This is a genomic window from Methylophilus sp. 42, assembly GCF_000384155.1.
Taxonomy (GTDB): Bacteria; Pseudomonadota; Gammaproteobacteria; order Burkholderiales; family Methylophilaceae; genus Methylophilus.
This window is the reverse complement of sequence record NZ_KB913031.1, coordinates 1,664,471-1,683,151: the sequence shown is the minus strand read 5'-3', so window position 1 is coordinate 1,683,151 and position 18,681 is coordinate 1,664,471. Positions and strand designations below refer to the sequence as shown.

Sequence of the window (18,681 nt, the reverse complement as noted above, 5' to 3'; positions counted from 1 at the left end):
TTCAATCTATGTCTTTATCAGAATTAGCGCCTGCCAATATTCGTGCCATTGCGCCATATCAAGGTGGCAAACCTATCAGTGAATTAGCCCGCGAAATGGGGCTCAATGAAGCCGATATCGTCAAGTTAGCCTCTAACGAGAATCCCTTGGGCATGAGTCCAAAGGCACAAATGGCATTAGAAGAAGCCATTTATGAGATTGCCCGTTATCCGGATGGCAACAGCTTTGCCTTGCGCGATGCCGTGAGCCATAAATACGGCGTGCAACCGGCACAAATTGTATTCGGTAACGGTTCAAACGATATTCTGGAACTGGCGGCACGTGCTTTTCTGAGCGCAGGCGATGAAACGATTTATTCACAGCATGCTTTTGCGGTGTATCCGTTGGTGACGCAAGCCGTTGGCGCCACTGGCGTGGTAGTGCCTGCGGTTGAGTTTGGTCATGACCTGAAAGGTTTTTTAAAGGCGATCACGCCTAAAACCAAGCTGATTTTTGTGGCCAACCCAAATAACCCAACAGGCACACTAATCAGCAAAACAGATTTAAAAGCCTTTTTGCAACAAGTGCCCAAGCATATCCTGGTGGTGCTGGATGAAGCCTACGACGAGTACTTGTCTTCTGTAGACAAATCTGAGGCGATTGGCTGGCTGGCAGAATTTGAAAACCTGATTATTTCGCGTACCTTTTCCAAGGCCTATGGCCTGGCTGGCTTGCGCGTGGGTTTTGGCCTGATGCATGCCACACTGGCTGACTTAATGAACCGCGTGCGGCAGCCATTTAACGTCAATAGCCTGGCGCAGGTGGCTGCCACCGTCTCCTTGCAGGATGAAGACTTTGTGGCACGCAGTTATGCTGCCAACCAGGCGGGCATGACACAGATCACACAAGGGCTGGAGCAACTGGGCCTGAGCTATATCCCATCCTACGGCAACTTTGTCAGCTTTAAAGTGACCAATGCCAATGCGGTGAACCAGGCATTGCTCAAACAGGGTGTGATTGTACGCCCGGTGGCTAATTATGAAATGCCTGATTATTTGCGCGTCAGTATCGGTTTGTTTAGCGAAAATGCCCGCTTTTTAGACGTGCTGGAAAAGATTTTAAAGTCATGACTGTATACGAGAAATTAGCTACCGATGATGTACGGGTGCTGGAGATCAAGCCGCTAGTAAAACCGGCAGAACTATTGTCACGCCTGCAGGAAAGCACGGTCAGCACGCAAAATATCCTGAAGACACGCACTGCGATTCATCATATCTTGCACCAGGGCGATGACCGCCTGCTGGTCATTGTGGGCCCATGCTCCATTCATGACACCGAAGCCGGCATGGAATACGCCAAGCGTCTGCTGGACGTGCGTACACGCCTGGCAGGTGAGTTGTTGATCGTCATGCGCGTTTATTTCGAGAAGCCGCGCACCACCGTGGGCTGGAAAGGCCTGATCAACGATCCACACCTGGATGGCACTTACGACATTAATTTGGGCCTGGAAAAAGCACGTCGCTTCTTGCTGGATGTGAACGAGATTGGCATGCCGGCGGCGACTGAGTTCCTGGATGTGGTGTCGCCACAATATACTGCCGACCTGGTGAGCTGGGGCGCGATTGGTGCACGAACCACAGAATCGCAAATCCACCGTGAACTGGCTTCTGGCTTATCCTGCCCGGTAGGCTTTAAAAATGGCACCGATGGTGGCGCCAAAGTCGCCATTGACGCGATTAAAACTGCTGCCAGCCCGCATCACTTTTTATCCATGACCAAAGAAGGCGAGTCAGCCATTTTTGCCACCAGGGGTAACGAAGACTGCCATGTGATTTTGCGTGGCGGCAAAGCGCCTAATTATGATGCACAAAGTGTGGCGGCGGTGTGCGACCAGTTGGCGGACGCTGGTCTGGCGCCTGTGCTGATGGTAGATTGCAGTCATGGCAACAGCCAAAAACAATATAAAAACCAGATCGCGGTGGTAGATGATGTTGCCAGCCAAGTCTCTGCGGGTGATGCGCGCATTATTGGCGTGATGCTGGAATCACATTTGAACGAAGGCCGCCAGGATCATTCGCCAGGTTGCAGCTTGAATTATGGGCAATCGATTACCGATGCCTGCTTGGGCTGGGATGACTCGGTGACTGTATTGGAAACCCTGGCAGCATCTGTCAAAGCGCGTCGCGAAAAACGGGCAGCGGAAGAGTAAGCGATCAGCAGGCAAAACACCGGCCGCGCCAGTGAGCGCGGCTTTTTTATGCCTGCGATGATCCCATTTCCCACCTGCTCATGAAAATCATGAGCAGGGAATCATTGTCTGTTGCAGGCTGTTCATGCAACGCATGCGTATGATGCCAGTCTTACTTAACAGACATTGCAAACGCAGCTTGTACAGGACTTGCAATGAACCCATAGTAGTCACAAACAATTGTTGTATGATGAAGTTTGAAACTGTCTTGCAACTTTCATGAACGAATAGAATTGAATAACGAGCGATTATGCATATACACGTATTAGGGGCGGGTGCTGGCGGTGGCTTTCCGCAGTGGAACTGTAACTGTCAAAACTGTGATGGTTTACGCAAAGGCACGATTAAGGCTAAACGCCGCACCCAATCATCGATTTGTGTCTCCAGTAATGGCGTGGACTGGGTGTTGTTTAATGCTTCGCCTGACGTATTGCAACAAATCCAGGAATTTTCCCCGTTGCAACCTGGCCGTGGCATCCGTGATTCCGGCATTCAGGGCATTGTGTTGATTGATGCGCAAATCGACCATACCACCGGACTGTTCATGCTACGTGAAGGTCAGGTCAAACGTGAAATTTATTGCACTAAAATGGTCTACGAAGACCTGACCACCGGTAACCAGATTTTGAATATTCTTGGCCATTACTGCGGCGTTAACCATCATGAGATTGCCATTGATGCCAATGATGTCAGTAACGCGCACAGTTTTGAAATTCCCGGCGTGCCTAACTTGCGCTTTACTGCGGTGGCCTTGAAGAGTGCGGCCCCGCCATATTCACCACACCGTAACGACCCACATCCTGGCGACACCATCGGCGTGTTGATTGAAGAAATTTCTACCGGCAAAAAATGCTGGTACTCACCTGGCCTGGCTGAGATTGAGCCACATTTACCGCCTTTGATGAACCAGGCCGATTGCATTATGGTCGATGGCACGTTCTGGACCAACACTGAGATGCTGGACATGGGCCTGATGACCAAAACGGCACGCAGTATTGGCCACAATCCGCAATCCGGTCCGGGCGGCATGATAGAAGAGCTGGACAAGTTTGGTACAGATAAACCGGTACGCAAAGTGCTGATTCATATCAACAATACCAACCCGATTTTAAGGGAAGATTCCGCCGAACGTGCGACACTTGATCAACACAAGATTGAGGTAGCGTATGACGGCATGGACATCATTCTATAGGAGAGCAATATGAACGCAGTCAGCAACGACAACTTGCCATGGTCCCGTGAAGAGTTTGAAGCCAAGCTCCGCGAAAAAGGGAAGGGTTACCACATCTACCACCCGATTCATGTGCTGATGTATGAAGGCAAGTTAAGCAAAGAGCAGTTGCAGTGCTGGGTGGCGAATCGCTATTACTACCAGATCATGATCCCGCAAAAGGACGCGGCAGTCATGTCTAATTGCCCGGACAAAGAAGTGCGTAAAGGCTGGATACACCGGATTACCGACCATGATGGTTACGAAGGCTCTGAAGGGGGCATCGAGGCCTGGGTTAAGCTGGGTGAGGCCGTTGGTTTAACACGCGAGCAGATTACCTCACTGGAGCTGGTTTCGCCAGGCGTGCGTTTTGCGGTAGATGCTTATGTCAACTTTGCCCGCCAGCGCCCCTGGCAGGAAAGTGTTTGCTCCAGCCTGACCGAGCTGTTTGCACCGCACATTCACCAGCAACGCATCAGTTCCTGGCCAACTATGTATCCCTGGGTCAAAGAGGAAGGGTTTATTTACTTTAAAAAACGCCTGACAGAAGCCAGACGCGACGTAGAGCAAGGCCTGGACATTACCCTGGATTACTTCAGTGTGAGCCGCGATATGCAGCTGCGTGCGCTGGATATTCTGCAATTCAAGCTGGATGTGTTATGGGTAGTGGCCGATGCCATTATGCTGGCCTGCACGCAGATCAAGGTGGAAGACCGCGACTACACACGTCAACCAGTGATCAAGTTTAGATAAGCGACGAAAGTAATTCTATGGAAAATAACATTCAACATTCAGATATCTACGCCATCGCCTTGCACCATCGCTTTCAATGGGAAGAGGCGCAGCAAAGTTACGTCATCCTGTTTCCTGAGGGCATGGTCAAACTGCATGGGGGCGCCGGTGAAATACTGAAGCGTGTGGATGGTAAAACCACGGTCGGAGAGATTGTTGTTGATTTGAAAACGACCTTTCCCGATGCCGAAGACATTGAGAATGATATTTTAGGCATGTTTGACCTGGCCGTTGGTAAAGCCTGGTTGCGCAAGCTGAATTAATCCGAAACGAGGGCATCATGGCACAGTTAAATAATGGTGTTGCAGCAAGCGTCACACAGAAACAGCCTTTATGGTTGTTGGCTGAGGTCACTTATCGCTGTCCGCTACATTGCGCGTTTTGTTATAACCCGACCGATTATGACAAGCACACCAAAAATGAATTAACGACTGAGCAATGGATCAGCGCCTTGCGTGATGCGCGTAAAATGGGTGCCATCCAGTTGGGGATTTCTGGCGGCGAACCTTTGTTGCGTGATGATATTGAAGAGATTGTCGCTGAGGCGCATAAATTAGGCTATTACAGCAACCTGATCACCTCAGGTGTCGGCCTGACGGAAAAGCGCATCCAGGCGTTTAAAGAAGGCGGCCTGGACCATATCCAGCTCTCCATGCACGATGTCACTGAAGACATCAGCAACTTTATTACCAATACGCGTACTTTCGAGCTGAAGAAAAAGGTCGCAGCCATGATTAAATCGCATGGCTATCCGATGGTGTTAAATGTGGTCATACACCGTTATAACATTGACCAGGTCGGCAAGATTCTCGAAATGGCAGAGGCATTGGGCGCTGATTATGTTGAACTGGCCAATACGCAGTACTACGGCTGGAGCCTGGTTAACCGTGACCAACTGATGCCTACCCGTGAACAGCTAGATCGCGCGGAAGCGGCTACCAATGCGTTCAGGGAGCGTGTGGGCAATAAAATGAAGGTGTTCTTTGTCGTCCCCGACTACTTTGCTGACCGGCCCAAGAAATGTATGAATGGCTGGGGTGAGGTATTCATGATTGTGACCGCCAATGGCGATGTCTTGCCATGCCATTCGGCACGTGTCTTACCCGGTATGACGTTCCCGAATGTGCGCGAAAATGGCCTGGAATGGGCCTGGAAAGAGTCACCAGCATTTACCAAATACCGCGGCATGGAGTGGATGAAAGAGCCTTGCCGCAGTTGTGACGAAAAAGAAAATGATCTGGGTGGTTGCCGTTGCCAGTCCTACTTGCTAAGTGGTGATGCTGAAATGGCGGATCCGGTATGCACTAAATCGCCTAATCGCCATTTGATTGATGAAGCGTTGATCAACTCACAAAATCCGTTGGTACGTGAGCAGCCCATCATTTTCAGAACGGACAAAAACTCCAAAAAATATGTCGAAGGTGACAAGGAAAGAATCGAGCAGTTTCACGCCTTGCCTTAAGGCTGCGCATGGCAGACATTGTGGCTTATAATCTTAAAGGTGCCTGAGGGCACCTTTGCTTTTTTACAAGGTTGTTCATGTTGAAATCCCGTTCTTCTACCCTGGTGCTTGTCTTGGCTGGGTTGGCTGCGTTAGCGCCATTTGCAATAGACACCTATCTGCCTGCGTTTCATGTCATGGCCGCTGAGTTTGGTACGGATGAACTGGCGATCCAGCAGAGCCTGACCTTGTATTTGCTACCCTATGCCGTGATGACGCTGTGTCACGGCGCCATTTCAGATGCTATCGGGCGCATCACCACTATTAAATGGGGACTGGCCATTTTCGCGCTGGCGAGCCTGGGCTGTGCATTTGCCCCCAACGTGCAGACCTTGTGGCTGTTCCGCGCCTTGCAAGGCGTGAGTGGCGGGGCGGGCAATACGGTGGCACGCGCCATGGTGCGCGACCTGTTTTCTGGTGCACAAGCGCAACGGGTGATGGCAACTGTACAGTTATTATTCGGCATCGCCCCGGCGGTTGCCCCCATTTTAGGCGGCGTCTTGCTGGGCATACACTGGCAAGCGATTTTCATTTTCCTATCCGTCTATGCCGCGATTGCGCTATGGATGGCGGTGCGCTATCTGCCGGAGACGATGACACCGGAGAAACGCATCGTATTCTCGGTCAAAGGGATTATTGCCACCTATGGCAAGATGCTGAGGCATAAGGTATTTCTTGGCCTCATCGCTTGCCTGGGCTTGAACTTCTCTGCATTTTTTATTTATGTGCTAGCCAGCCCGGTTTTCCTGGTCAAGCATTTGCATTTAAACAGCCAGCAATTCGGCTACCTGTTTATTCCTACGGTGACTGGCATGATGCTAGGCTCATGGATCTCACGCCATACAGCGGGTAAAGTGGCGCCAGCGCGCATTCTGTACTGGGCATTTGCCTGGATGGTATTCATTGCCAGTTGTAACGTGGGTGTGCAATGGTGGGCGAGCACCACCACGCACAGCGACTGGTGGCTGGCCATTTTACCGATTGCCTTGTTTAACGTGGGTATGGCTGCAGCCATGCCTGTGTTATCCATCGCCGCCCTCGATTGCTATCCGACCCTGCGCGGTACTGCCGCCTCGGCGCAGGCATTTATGCAAATGCTGTGCTCTACCGTGAGTTCGGCATTGATTGTCCCCTTGGTGTGGCACTCGACCTTCACCTTGGCGGCCGCCATGCTGGGGATGACGGTGCTTAGCAGCCTGTTACTGCTGTTGGCACGCAAACCCAAGCCGCCTGTCGCAGCGACCGCCAGTTAAGCGCAAGCCCTGAAATATGGGGCATTTACCGATTTCATTACATGTTTGAACAAGGACTGCCTGTTTTAATATAAAGCTGTCAATGCCTGCGAGCTTGCAGGACATTATTCAGAATCGACAAGGGAGTCAATCATGGAAATGACCAGAGAAGAAGAAGCTCAAAAAGCTTACGTCAAGTTGCTGACCGGGCAGGGTGTGAGTGAGCGTGTGCTGGTACAGCGCGAGTTCATCATTATTCGTGTCAGTGCTTTCCTGAAAGATATTCCTTGTGATGGCAGCCATTATCGACATGCGGTCGACCGTTTTATTGCCAGCATTGATCCTGCTGAAATTCCAAGTATTTTGCCGGTGATTCGCGAATTTTTCTCATTCTGGGTACGCGATATCAAAGCCATTGCGGCCATGAGCCAGGCCAAAGTATTTAATGGCAGCACGCCTGTCGCCATGGTCACGCAGGATGAATTATTCAAGCATTGGTATGATTTGGATAAGACGGCGATGACTCGCCACGAAACACAAGTCATGGATGCTTTTGAACAAGTCACGCTGGTTCGCGGTTTTGAACCCGCGGTATTTAAAGAACGCATGCGCATGGCAAAATGCCTGCTGCTGTCGCTACGCCATATTTCGCACAAACAATCCCATAGTTACCGCCAGATGGTGGACAGAAACCTGCCATTGTTTAATGCGCTGGGTTCACAGCACACTTTCCTCAGTGTTTGTCGTGAGTTTTATTACTTTTGGCGTGGGGATATGTTGAAACCACAAACTGCAAGAGTGCAAGCAGCGCCAATGCGTGAAATGGCGATGGCAGCGTAATGTTTGCATGATAAGTCAGGCGGCGAGAAGCCGCCGTCAGGGTTTAAAAAACGCCAGCCTTAGCGCTGGCGAATTTTTTGCAGGATCAGCGCAGAGAGTTCTTCAATTGAACGACTGGTGGAGTCTGCCCAGGGAATGCCTGCACTGCGCATCATGCCTTCAGCAATTTCAATTTCCTTGCGGCAGTTATCCAGTGAGGCATAAAAACTATCAGGGCGGCGTTCGTTACGCACAGAGTGCAAACGCTCGGGCTTGATGGTCAGGCCAAAAATCTTGTCGATATTTTTTTGCAAAGCCGCAGGTAAGGCGCCACGTTCAAAGTCTTCTGGAATCAATGGGTAGTTGGCCGCTTTAATGCCAAACTGCATGGCCAGGTAAATGCTGGTCGGTGTTTTACCGCAGCGGGACACACCAATCAGAATCACTTCAGCTTCATCCAGACCGGTATTGGTCATGCCGTCATCATGATTGAGCGTGAAATTAATGGCTTCCATGCGCTCAGAGTAGCTGTTGCCCATGGCGCTATACGCAATGCTGGCACCCGTCAGTGGCTCCTGATTAAGCTCCGAGCCTAGCGGGTAAATAAAACGGTGGAATAAATCAATAAAGTAGGCATTGGCCTGCTTGAGGTGATTGCGGTGTTCGCCATTGCCGACAGACATAATCACAATCGGGCGAATACCATCCTGGGCAGCCACCTTCTGGATATGCTCAAAAGCGGCTTGCACTTTCTCGTCATTGTCCGTGAAGGGCAGGCGAGTAGTGGTGAACTTGGTATTCGGAAAGTGTTCCAGCAGTTTGCTCAAGGCGCCAGCTGTAATCCCCGTGCCATCAGAAATAATAAAAACAGAACGGTGATTCATGGTAACGCCTTGAGTTGATTGCTAAAGTTTACTACCTAGGTTTACTTCTTGGTCAAACGCTGCCAAGTGGCAACCACTGTGTCAGGGTTGAGTGACACAGACTGGATGCCCTCAGCCACCAGCCATTCGGCAAAGTCTTCATGGTCAGAAGGGCCCTGACCACAAATGCCGACGTATTTGCCTAAGCGGTTACAGGTGTTGATCGCCATTTTCAGCAATACTTTCACCGCATCGTTACGCTCGTCAAACCCGTCTGCCAAAATGCCGGAGTCACGGTCCATGCCTAATGTCAGCTGGGTCAGGTCGTTAGAGCCGATGGAGAAACCATCGAAGTATTCCAGGAACTGTTCTGCCAGCAAGGCATTGGCCGGGATTTCACACATCATGATCAGGCGCAGGCCGTTTTCACCGCGTTTGAGGCCGTTCTCTGCCATGATTTCAGTCACGGCACGTGCTTCTTCCAACGTACGTACAAATGGGATCATCAACTCAACGTTGGTCAGGCCCAGTTCATCGCGCACTTTTTTCATGGCCTGGCATTCCATGGCAAAGCACTCTTTAAAGTCTTCTGCCATATAACGCGCCGCACCACGGAAACCGATCATCGGGTTTTCTTCATCCGGCTCATAAATGTCACCGCCAACCAGTTTTTTGTACTCGTTAGACTTGAAGTCTGACGTACGTACAATCACTGGTTTTGGATAGAAAGCGGCCGCAATGGTTGCGACACCCTCTGTCACTTTATCAATATAAAACTGTTTTGGGCTGGCATAGCCACGTGCACGGTTTTTGATCGTTGCCTGAATGGCCGCTGGCATGGCATCGACATTCAAGATGGCTTTCGGGTGAATGCCAACCATGTTGTTAATTACGAACTCCAAACGTGCCAGGCCTACACCATCGTTTGGTGTTTGAGCAAAGGTAAACGCCATGTCAGGGTTGCCGACGTTCATCATGATCTTGCAAGGTGGTTTTGCCAGTGCGCTGTTAGATTGCGTAGACACTTCGAAGTCCAGGGCGCCATGGTAAACAAAACCAGTTTCACCTTCAGCACAAGACACTGTCACCATTTCGCCATCACGCAGCAAATCTGTGGCATTCACTGAGCCGACAATCGCCGGGATACCCAGTTCACGCGCAATAATCGCCGCATGGCAGGTACGGCCGCCACGGTTGGTCACCAGTGCGCTGGCACGCTTCATCACGGGTTCCCAGTTAGGGTCGGTCATGTCGGCAACCAGCACGTCGCCTGGTTGAACTTCATGCATATCGGCCGGATCCAGCACGATACGTACCGGGCCCACGCCTACTTTCTGCGTCACGGCACGGCCGGCAACCACAGGCACTGAAGAGTGCTTTTGCAGTTTGAAGGTTTCGGTCACGTTTTTAGCCGCTTCTTGCGATTTTACTGTCTCAGGACGTGCTTGCAGGATGTACAGCTTGTTATCCAGGCCGTTTTTACCCCACTCAATGTCCATTGGGCAGCCATAGTGTTGCTCAATCGTCATCGCGTAGCTAGCCAGTTCCAGAATATCTGCGTCTGTCAGGGAGTAACGATTGCTTTCTGCAGCATCAACGTCCACGGTATGCGTGGATTTACCTGCCTGGGTAGCATCAGAAAAGATCATTTTGATCAGTTTTGAACCCATAGTACGGCGGACGATGGCTGGCTTGCCTTGTGCCAGCAATGGTTTATGCACATAGAACTCATCCGGGTTGACGGCGCCTTGTACCACGGTTTCACCTAAACCATAAGAGGAGGTGATGAACGCGACATCGCGGTGACCAGATTCAGTGTCAATGGTAAACATCACACCGGCACAGCCGATGTCTGAACGCACCATTTGTTGCACGCCTGCGGACAAAGCCACATCTGCATGCACAAAGCCTTTGTGTACGCGGTAGGAGATCGCACGGTCGTTATACAAAGAAGCAAATACTTCTTTAATGGCGTGGTTAATGTTTTCCAGGCCATGGATATTCAGGAAAGACTCTTGCTGACCGGCGAAAGAGGCATCCGGCAAGTCTTCTGCCGTCGCAGATGAACGCACCGCGAAGGTAGTGCCTTGTGCTGATCTTTCAATCAGTTTGGCATAGTTTTCAGCAATCGCTGTTTGCAGCGCTTGTGGAAACTCGGCTTCCATAATCCACTGGCGAATTTGTGAACCAACACGGGCCAATTCCTGGGTGTCGTCTGCATTCAGTTTATCAAGCAAGTCGTTGATCTTGTTGTTTAATCCACCTTGTGCCAAAAACTCACGATAAGCATCCGCGGTGGTCGCAAAGCCGGTAGGTACGCGTACGCCCTTGGCTGTGAGTTGAGAAATCATTTCGCCCAAAGAAGCATTTTTGCCCCCTACGGACGGCACATCAGTGTTTCGTAGATTCTCAAATGGAATAACATGACTTACCATATAAAACCCTTAATTATTTAAAACTGGTGGTAATCTATCGCGGAATGCAACGGATTGAATTCGATAAATAGAGGCTGTTTGCCGGACATCGTCTGATTACAGAATGACTTTTATAGCGGTCATTATGCCAAAATCATGTTTTAATGTCACGTCGCCGTAAGGGTGGCAATTCATTTTTTTTAGCATCAATATAATAAAACGCCATGAATGCAGTAATTCCCGCAGAGCGCACGGTCACTGTGACCACTTATGGTCGCCTACATCTCGGTTTTTTCAACTTGAGTCGAGAGACTCAACGTCAGTTTGGCAGCGTCGGCGTCGCGATTGATGCCTTTCAAACTTCATTAAGCATCAGTGGCGGCCCGCAACAGCTGGCATTGGATCCATGGGCCTCTGTCATATTGCAACGCCATTTAGCTGCCTGCGAAACGCATGCCGAGCTGAACGTGACCATTCAACAGGCGATTCCACGTCATGGCGGCCTGGGCTCAGGCACACAAATGGCCCTGGCGTTAGGCGCAGCAGCCAACAGTTTATTAGATAGACCAGTAGAAGCCGCCGCGATTGCTGCGATTCACCAGCGTGGCGCCCGTTCAGGCATAGGCATCGCCACGTTTGAACATGGTGGTTTGGTGATTGATGGTGGCCGCAATGCGCAGACGATAGTGCCACCTATGCTGGCGCGCCATGCGTTTCCGTCCGACTGGCATTTTTTATTGATTATGGACAACAGTCGCGATGGCCTGCACGGACAAGGCGAGAAAACCGCATTCAAACAGTTGGCACCACAATCATTGGCGGCCACACAAGCGATACAGCAACAGTTATTGAGCCTGGGCCTGCCAGCACTCATCGAGCAAGACTTTGCCGGGTTCAGCCAGTTTATCGGTGCACTGCAAGCCTATAATGCTGAGTACTTTGCGCCTGCACAAGGCGGCGCCTATGCCAGCAAAGCGGTCGCCGGTATCTTGCAAACATTGCAGCAGCAGGGCTATGCCGGTGTCGGGCAAACCTCCTGGGGGCCGACCGGTTTTGTGCTGCTCCCATCGCGTGCCGAGGCGGTCGGCATGCAAATGCAACTCTTTAAAGAATATGCCGAGCAGACCACGCTCGGTTTTCTGGTCAGCGCGGCAGTGAATCAGCCTGCATGTATTAAGATAGAAGATGTGGCAAATTAAAACTTTTTAAGATAATTTTGAAAAGTTATGATTTTCACGGTCTACTCTTTATTTTGAACTGCGCTGGAAGTGTGTATATTGGCTGTAGGTTTGATTAACGAACGGTTCCGGGGGGGAATAATGAAAAAAACCAGTATTATGCATTTGTTTACAGCCGCAAAAAATGCCAGCCCATTTGATGTGAATATGGCGTTTGATGCCGGCTACGAAAAAATTATTTCTTACACCGATGTGACCTTGAATGAAATCGTTGCGCTGACGCAAGATGCGATTTTCTCCCGCAGTCCGAGTGGTTTAAAGCAACAGGCGCTGTTCTTTGGTGGCCGCGATATCCAGGTTGCTCTCGAAATGCAGAAACAGGCACGCAGTGCCATGTTTAAGCCATTTGAATGTCACACATTCTCTGATCCTTCTGGTGCATTTACCACCGCGGCCGCCATGCTGGCCAAGGTTGATTTCTATTTGCAAAAATCTGGCAGCGGCCTGGGCAAAGAAAAAATCGCTATTTTTGGTGCCAGTGGCACTGTTGGCTCCACCGCCGCATTGATTGCTGCCCGCCAGGGATCGACGGTATTTATGGTGGCGCATGCTGGCGTAGAGAGCATGCAAGCCTATGTGGATAAATTGTCCTCCAGCTATGGCGTGACATTACAAGTCGTTGATGGCAGTACTGAAGCCGCCAAAATTGCCGTCTTAAATGAAGCAACCGTTGCGTTGTGCGCAACACCAGCAGGCATTCGTGTGCTGGAAGTGGCCCAGTTTGCCAACTCCAAAACGCTGAAAGTCGTGGCTGATGTTAACGCCGTGCCGCCCTCCGGGATTGAGGGTGTCGATACCTTCTCTAATGGCGGCCTGATTGAGGGTACGCAAGTAGCAGGGTTTGGCGCGTTGGCCATTGGTCAACTGAAGTATGTCACACAGAACAAATTGCTGGAGCAGATGTTGCAAAGCGAAAGCCCGATGCATATTGATTACCATCAGGCCTATGAATATGCCTGTGCGCACGTAGAATAAGGTGATTCTTGCGGCTGGCAATCTTGTCTCAAAGTGCGCGCATCTATAGCCAGATGGCGCAACAAGAGGGATTTAGCGTATTCGCCGTCGATGCGTTTGCAGATGCGGATACGCGGCAGGCCGCACAATCGGTATATCAATGGCCAGGTCTATGCGAACAGCAGCCTGGCGATGAAATGGCAGGTTTGTTTGCAGCATTAGATGCTTTTCAGCCCGATGCAGTCTTGATCGGCTCGGGATTGGAAGCCAATCTGGCAAGCTACCATGTGTTGTCTGCCCGTTATGCTTTACTCGCTAATCTGCCCGCAACGGTTGGTCGTGTGAAAACCCCGCAATGGCTAAAGGCATGTTGCAATGTACATAGTGTGCAGTCGCCGTCAATTACTGACACTCAACCAGCAACAGGGCAGTGGTTATATAAGCAGGCAGGGCAGTGCGGTGGCAGCCATGTACAACATTGGCAATCCGAGATGGATGAAGTTGAGCGTGGCTACTGGCAAGCATTCCAGCCGGGGCAGGCAATAGGTATATTATTTTTAGCGCATGCGCAGTCTGTCACCTTGATAGGTGTGCATGCACTCAGGCAACATGCAGACAGTTACGCTTATGCTGGCGCCACGCGCTTGCATGATGCGTTGCTATATGAAGCCGCAAATCATGTATTGCAGGCACTGGTGCCAGCATTAGGTTTGGTTGGCATCAATAGTATTGATGCGATTTGGCATGAGGGCACTTTACATGTCATTGAAGTCAATCCAAGGCTGAGTGCCAGTATGCGTTTATATATGGCGCTGCCATTAATACAAGCGCATATAGCCAGTTGCCTGCATGAGGCTGTGCCTGCGCTAGCGCAACAAACAAACGCGGCAAGTCATTGCATCATGTATGCGAGAAAAACGATAGATGTCAGCCAGTTAAGCTTTCCAGACTGGCTGGAAGACAGGCCTTGTGGTGGCAATATCACTGCCGGGCAACCCATTTGCAGTGTCTATGCAGAAGGGCAATCAGACCGCGAAGTACAACAGGCTTTGCTGGATAAAAAAACACGTTTAGAAAAATTATGGGGGACTTATGTCTGTGACAACATCGAATTCAACATCCATTAGCGTACAGCAGTATAGTGCACCGCTGGTGGCCGAGCTGATTGCCAACGCACCAGCCCTGGGCTGTGCGGTATCTACGCATGAAAGCGGCGCGACCATCGTTGACGCCGGCATTCAGGCGCCGGGCGGGCTGGAAGCTGGCCGTATTATTGCCGAAATTTGCATGGGTGGCTTGGGTAGCGTCGCTTTGCGCCATGTGCCACAGTTTGCCAACTGGCCACTGAGTGTCGTGGTGACGGCCAAACAGCCGGTGATTGCCTGCCTGGGCAGTCAATATGCCGGCTGGGCATTGTCACACGAAAAGTTTTTCTCACTCGGTAGTGGCCCTGCCCGTGCCATTGCACAGCGCGAAGAGGTGTTTAAGGACATCAACTACAGCGACAAAGGCGAACAAACGGTATTAGTACTGGAAACCGATAAAGTGCCGCCAGTGCAAGTAATTGAAAAAGTGGCCAGGGACACCGGTTTACCCGCCAACAAGCTGACTTTTATTCTGACGCCCACACGCAGCGTTGCCGGTTCACTGCAAGTGACCGCGCGCGTGCTGGAGGTTGCATTGCACAAATGTCATACCTTGCATTTTGACTTGAGTGCCATTGTCGATGGCTATGGCGTTGCACCTATCCCTGCGCCATCGCCAGACTTTATTGTCGGCATGGGCCGTACCAATGACGCCATCCTGTTTGGTGGTTTTGTGCAGCTGTTCGTCAATACTGACGATGCCGCTGCTGAGCAGTTGGCTCAACAATTACCTTCGTCATCCTCTAAAGACTATGGCCGCCCATTTGCCGACGTGTTTAAAGCGGTGAACATGGACTTTTATCAGATTGACCCGATGTTGTTCTCGCCAGCCAAAGTAAGCGTGACCAACCTTAAATCAGGCAAAACATTCTTTGCCGGAAAATTCAACGAAGACCTTTTGAATCAATCATTTGGTAGTTAAATTTAAAGTTTTACTAAAGAAATATACACCCTAAAGAAATACACACACGAGTAATAAAAGCGCGGGATACAATGCATTAGATGCAATGTGCCCGCGTTATTTTTTAGAAACTGCCTTATGCAAGTTATTCCCATTTTCACTGACGAAGTGGCCCAGGCTGGTGGCTGGCATGGCCAAAGCCTGGCACAGGCATTTGCACGCCGCGGCTGGCATGCACATATGGTGTCACTCGATAGTTGCCATATCAGTATTGCTCAACAGCAGGTCACTGTACATATTCCCGGTTTGAGTCAGTGCGCACCATTGGCATTTGTACGTGGTGTCGCTGCCGGTACTACGCAGCAAATTATCACGCGCATGAATCTTTTGCATACCTTGCAACGCCAGGGGATGACCATTTATAACCACGCGCGTGCCATTGAAACCACGGTGGACAAAGGCCTGACCAGCCAATTGCTGGTTGAGCAGGGCGTGGCCACGCCTAATACCTGGGTGTGCGAGCACCGTGACGTGGCGCATAGCATTATGCAGCAAGCGCTGGATACCGGGAAAACTCTGGTGATCAAGCCGCTATTCGGTTCACAAGGCAAGGGCGTACGCTTAATCGAAACACGCGCTCAGTTTGCGCTGCCGCAAGACCAGTTCGTCGATGGCGTTTATTACCTGCAAGAGAAGATTGATTGCGGCCCTTATCAACATGATTACCGCGTATTTGTAGTGCGCGGCGAGCCCATTGCAGTCATGAAACGGCAGGGCGATAGCTGGCTGCATAACGTGGCGCGTGGTGCACGCTGCAGCGCATGTGATGAGGTCGATGTGGCTGACATTGGCGTCAAAGCTGCGCAGGCTGTCGGCATTGATTATGCTGGCGTAGATGTGATGCGCGATAAACATGGCAAGTTATGGGTGATCGAAGTCAACAGTATTCCAGCCTGGCGCGGCCTGCAAAGCATTACCCATTTTGAGATTGCCGATGTATTGGTGAATGATTTACTGCAATTGGCCAACGTGGCAGAAGGCCAGCCATGAGCGCAGCCGTACAGCAAGCCTACCTGAACGCCTGCCTGGCCGAACTGGAAGCCCTCAAGCCTGGCAATGTGCATATCTTTGCCGATGGCCATGGCATGCGGGTGCAGGACTTTATCCATAGCGCCGAAGTTTCTGCGCCAGCATTGTGTGATGATCAGCTATTCGGCAGCAGGACACTGGGCCAGCGTATTTTGCACGCTTTGCAGGCGACCCACGCCAAAGTAGGCTGCAATACCAATTTGGGCATTGTTTTGCTGGCGGCCCCAGTGGTACAAGCTTACCTGCAATATCCACAGTTATCGCTGTCAGCAGGTTTACAGCAAGTGTTACAGCAAACCACCGTGGACGATGCAGCCTCGGTCTATGAGGGCATCCGCCTGGTCAGCCCGGCCGGCATGGGTCAGCGAGACGAACATGATGTATCACAGGCGCCGCAAATCACCTTGCTGGAAGCTATGCAATTAGCGAGCGCGAATGACATGCTGGCACGCCAGTATGCGGATGGCTATGCCAGTATTTTTACGGCTGCGATACCACTTTACACTGATTGTTACCAACGCTGGCAGCGACCTGCCTGGGCATTAACGGCCGTTTATTTATATTGGCTGGCGAGCGTACCAGACAGCCATATCGCCAGAAAATATGGCCAGGCCAGAGCAGTAGAAGTACAGCTGGCCGCCGGTGTGCATTACCAGGCCTTTGTTGCCCTGGAGAACCCGAAACACTACATGCCTGATTTACTAAAATGGGATCAGTCACTCAAGCAGGAAAAGATTAATCCAGGCACCAGTGCCGACCTGACGGTGATCACCGCCATGCTTTCATTACTGAAAGAAAGCCGCGCTTAAGCTCGACGGCGAGCTGAGGTATACTGTAACGCTTTAGTAGCCTATAGTCAGGAGGGCGTTATGACCGATCAGGTACTCACCGAGCAAGAAATCCAGCAACATTTTTCTGAATCATTACCGCATTGGGTGTATGAGGATGGCTGGATCCGCCGTAAATATAAAACCAACAGCTGGAAGGGCACACTGATGGTGGTCAACACCGTTGGTCATCTGGCCGAAGCTGCCTGGCATCATCCAGACTTAACCGTGTCCTATGCCTTCGTCATCGTCAAACTGTGCACACACAGCGCCAAAGGCATTACGATGAAAGACATCGAACTGGCACGCAAAATTGAAGAGGTAGTGCAATGGCAGCCGCAGTTACAAGCAGGCTCTGCACTGGAAGGTACGCCAGAGAGTGACCTGCGCTTCAGCTACGTCAAATACGATTAGTTTCAGTATTCTGCGTCAATAGTTTTCGTTAGCCCAGTTTCAACTGCATGAACACCAATCATCATGCCGGTTTGCCACCGGCAATCTTTTTAATGGGTCCCACCGCTAGCGGTAAAACCGCGGCGACCATTGCTTTAGCACAGCGCTTTCCGGTTGAAATTATCAGTGTTGATTCCGCACTGGTGTATCGCGGCATGGATATCGGCACTGCTAAACCCGACGCCGAGACCTTGCGCCAGGCGCCGCATCACTTGATTGACCTTATTTCACCGCTGGAACAATACTCCGCGGCACAATTTGCCAAAGATGCCCTGGCACTGATGCATACAGCGACTGCTCATGGTCGTATCCCAGTGCTGGTCGGTGGCACTATGTTGTATTTCAATGCCTTGCAACATGGCCTGAGTGATCTGCCTGAAGCGGATTTAACCATCCGCGCCCAGATTGAAGCGGAGGCGAATGCTGTAGGCTGGCCAGCAATGCATGCGCAATTGGCTAGCATCGATCCGGCAGTTGCTGCCAAGATTCACACCACAGACTCGCAGCGCATAGAACGCGCATTAGAGGTTTATCGCATCAGCGGTAAATCCATGAGTGCTTTACGTGCGCAGTCGCAAAAAGTATCGCTACCGTTCAATATCCTTAAACTTGCCTTGATGCCAAGTGATCGCGGTGTCTTGCATCAGCGCATTGCCGAACGCTTTCAGATCATGCTCAAGCATGGCTTTGTGGATGAGGTAAAAAGCTTGTTGCTTGAGTATCCGCAACTCACTGTGGATAGTCCCAGTATGCGCTGCGTTGGTTACCGGCAAGCGTTGCAATATTTGAATGGTGATATTGATTTACCAACTTTGGGTGAGCATGGTGTATACGCCACTCGCCAGCTCGCTAAACGCCAACTCACCTGGCTACGTGGCATGGGCGATGTAAATATATTGGATTGCTTGCGTACGGATTGGGTGGGGGGAATGTTGAATGCAATGGCATCACATATTCTAATTAAATAACATAAATATTTTATATTGTTACTATCTGTGAATTTTTTATTAATGATC

General features: G+C 50.8%; 18 protein-coding genes. 16 read left to right on the top strand and 2 right to left on the bottom strand.

Annotated features, from left to right (window positions below; all coding sequences use genetic code 11):
• Positions 1 to 8 precede the first annotated feature (8 nt).
• The 8 genes from hisC to MET42_RS0108195 all read left to right on the top strand — a co-directional run bounded on the left by hisC (position 9) and on the right by MET42_RS0108195 (position 7,802).
• Positions 9 to 1,109, top strand: coding sequence for a histidinol-phosphate transaminase (gene hisC, locus MET42_RS0108230; RefSeq protein WP_019882424.1), 1,101 nt, complete (start codon positions 9 to 11; stop codon positions 1,107 to 1,109).
• Positions 1,106 to 2,188, top strand: coding sequence for a 3-deoxy-7-phosphoheptulonate synthase (locus tag MET42_RS0108225; protein WP_019882423.1), 1,083 nt, complete (start codon positions 1,106 to 1,108; stop codon positions 2,186 to 2,188). The genes hisC and MET42_RS0108225 overlap by 4 nt, the downstream gene beginning before the upstream one ends.
• Before the next feature lie 289 nt (positions 2,189 to 2,477).
• Positions 2,478 to 3,419, top strand: coding sequence for a pyrroloquinoline quinone biosynthesis protein PqqB (gene pqqB, locus MET42_RS0108220; RefSeq protein ID WP_019882422.1), 942 nt, complete (start codon positions 2,478 to 2,480; stop codon positions 3,417 to 3,419).
• A 9-nt stretch (positions 3,420 to 3,428) separates the two neighbouring features.
• Positions 3,429 to 4,190, top strand: coding sequence for a pyrroloquinoline-quinone synthase PqqC (gene pqqC / locus MET42_RS0108215; RefSeq protein ID WP_019882421.1), 762 nt, complete (start codon positions 3,429 to 3,431; stop codon positions 4,188 to 4,190).
• Positions 4,191 to 4,207: 17 nt separating this feature from the next.
• Positions 4,208 to 4,492 (top strand): pyrroloquinoline quinone biosynthesis peptide chaperone PqqD, encoded by a 285-nt coding sequence (pqqD, locus tag MET42_RS0108210; protein WP_019882419.1) that lies wholly within the window; start codon positions 4,208 to 4,210, stop codon positions 4,490 to 4,492.
• A 17-nt stretch (positions 4,493 to 4,509) separates the two neighbouring features.
• On the top strand, positions 4,510 to 5,691 hold the full coding sequence (gene pqqE, locus MET42_RS0108205) for a pyrroloquinoline quinone biosynthesis protein PqqE (RefSeq protein ID WP_019882418.1): 1,182 nt from the start codon (positions 4,510 to 4,512) through the stop codon (positions 5,689 to 5,691).
• A 77-nt stretch (positions 5,692 to 5,768) separates the two neighbouring features.
• Positions 5,769 to 6,983, top strand: coding sequence for a multidrug effflux MFS transporter (locus MET42_RS0108200; RefSeq protein ID WP_019882417.1), 1,215 nt, complete (start codon positions 5,769 to 5,771; stop codon positions 6,981 to 6,983).
• 132 nt (positions 6,984 to 7,115) lie between these two features.
• Positions 7,116 to 7,802, top strand: a complete 687-nt coding sequence (locus MET42_RS0108195) for a hypothetical protein (protein WP_019882416.1) — start codon at positions 7,116 to 7,118, stop codon at positions 7,800 to 7,802.
• Between the two features lie 59 nt (positions 7,803 to 7,861).
• Here MET42_RS0108195 and MET42_RS0108190 read toward each other — a convergent pair whose 3' ends face one another.
• Positions 7,862 to 8,665: a pyruvate, water dikinase regulatory protein gene (locus tag MET42_RS0108190; protein WP_019882415.1), complete on the bottom strand. Its 804-nt coding sequence runs from the start codon at positions 8,663 to 8,665 to the stop codon at positions 7,862 to 7,864.
• A 41-nt stretch (positions 8,666 to 8,706) separates the two neighbouring features.
• Positions 8,707 to 11,079: a phosphoenolpyruvate synthase gene (gene ppsA / locus MET42_RS0108185; protein WP_029512372.1), complete on the bottom strand. Its 2,373-nt coding sequence runs from the start codon at positions 11,077 to 11,079 to the stop codon at positions 8,707 to 8,709.
• Between the two features lie 203 nt (positions 11,080 to 11,282).
• Between ppsA and MET42_RS0108180 the strand changes: the two genes are divergently transcribed.
• The 8 genes from MET42_RS0108180 (at position 11,283) to miaA (ending at position 18,633) form a co-directional block, all read left to right on the top strand.
• Positions 11,283 to 12,257, top strand: a complete 975-nt coding sequence (locus tag MET42_RS0108180; protein ID WP_019882413.1) for a hypothetical protein — start codon at positions 11,283 to 11,285, stop codon at positions 12,255 to 12,257.
• Positions 12,258 to 12,377: 120 nt separating this feature from the next.
• Positions 12,378 to 13,271: an NAD(P)-dependent methylenetetrahydromethanopterin dehydrogenase gene (locus MET42_RS0108175; protein WP_019882412.1), complete on the top strand. Its 894-nt coding sequence runs from the start codon at positions 12,378 to 12,380 to the stop codon at positions 13,269 to 13,271.
• Between the two features lie 23 nt (positions 13,272 to 13,294).
• Complete coding sequence (locus MET42_RS0108170; RefSeq protein WP_232411397.1) at positions 13,295 to 14,377, top strand: ATP-grasp domain-containing protein; 1,083 nt, start codon at positions 13,295 to 13,297, stop codon at positions 14,375 to 14,377.
• Positions 14,343 to 15,317 carry a methenyltetrahydromethanopterin cyclohydrolase gene (gene mch / locus MET42_RS0108165; RefSeq protein ID WP_019882409.1) on the top strand — a complete coding sequence of 325 codons (975 nt, stop codon included), beginning with the start codon at positions 14,343 to 14,345 and terminating at the stop codon, positions 15,315 to 15,317. Before MET42_RS0108170 ends, mch begins: the two co-directional genes overlap by 35 nt.
• 117 nt (positions 15,318 to 15,434) lie before the next feature.
• Positions 15,435 to 16,346: a RimK family alpha-L-glutamate ligase gene (locus MET42_RS0108160; protein ID WP_019882407.1), complete on the top strand. Its 912-nt coding sequence runs from the start codon at positions 15,435 to 15,437 to the stop codon at positions 16,344 to 16,346.
• Positions 16,343 to 17,194 (top strand): triphosphoribosyl-dephospho-CoA synthase, encoded by an 852-nt coding sequence (locus MET42_RS0108155; protein WP_019882406.1) that lies wholly within the window; start codon positions 16,343 to 16,345, stop codon positions 17,192 to 17,194. Before MET42_RS0108160 ends, MET42_RS0108155 begins: the two co-directional genes overlap by 4 nt.
• Before the next feature lie 60 nt (positions 17,195 to 17,254).
• The gene (locus MET42_RS0108150) at positions 17,255 to 17,626 is read left to right on the top strand and encodes a 4a-hydroxytetrahydrobiopterin dehydratase (RefSeq protein WP_019882405.1); all 372 of its coding nucleotides are present in this window, start codon (positions 17,255 to 17,257) and stop codon (positions 17,624 to 17,626) included.
• 47 nt (positions 17,627 to 17,673) lie between these two features.
• Positions 17,674 to 18,633, top strand: a complete 960-nt coding sequence (gene miaA / locus MET42_RS0108145; protein ID WP_019882404.1) for a tRNA (adenosine(37)-N6)-dimethylallyltransferase MiaA — start codon at positions 17,674 to 17,676, stop codon at positions 18,631 to 18,633.
• The last annotated feature ends 48 nt before the right edge of the window (positions 18,634 to 18,681 follow it).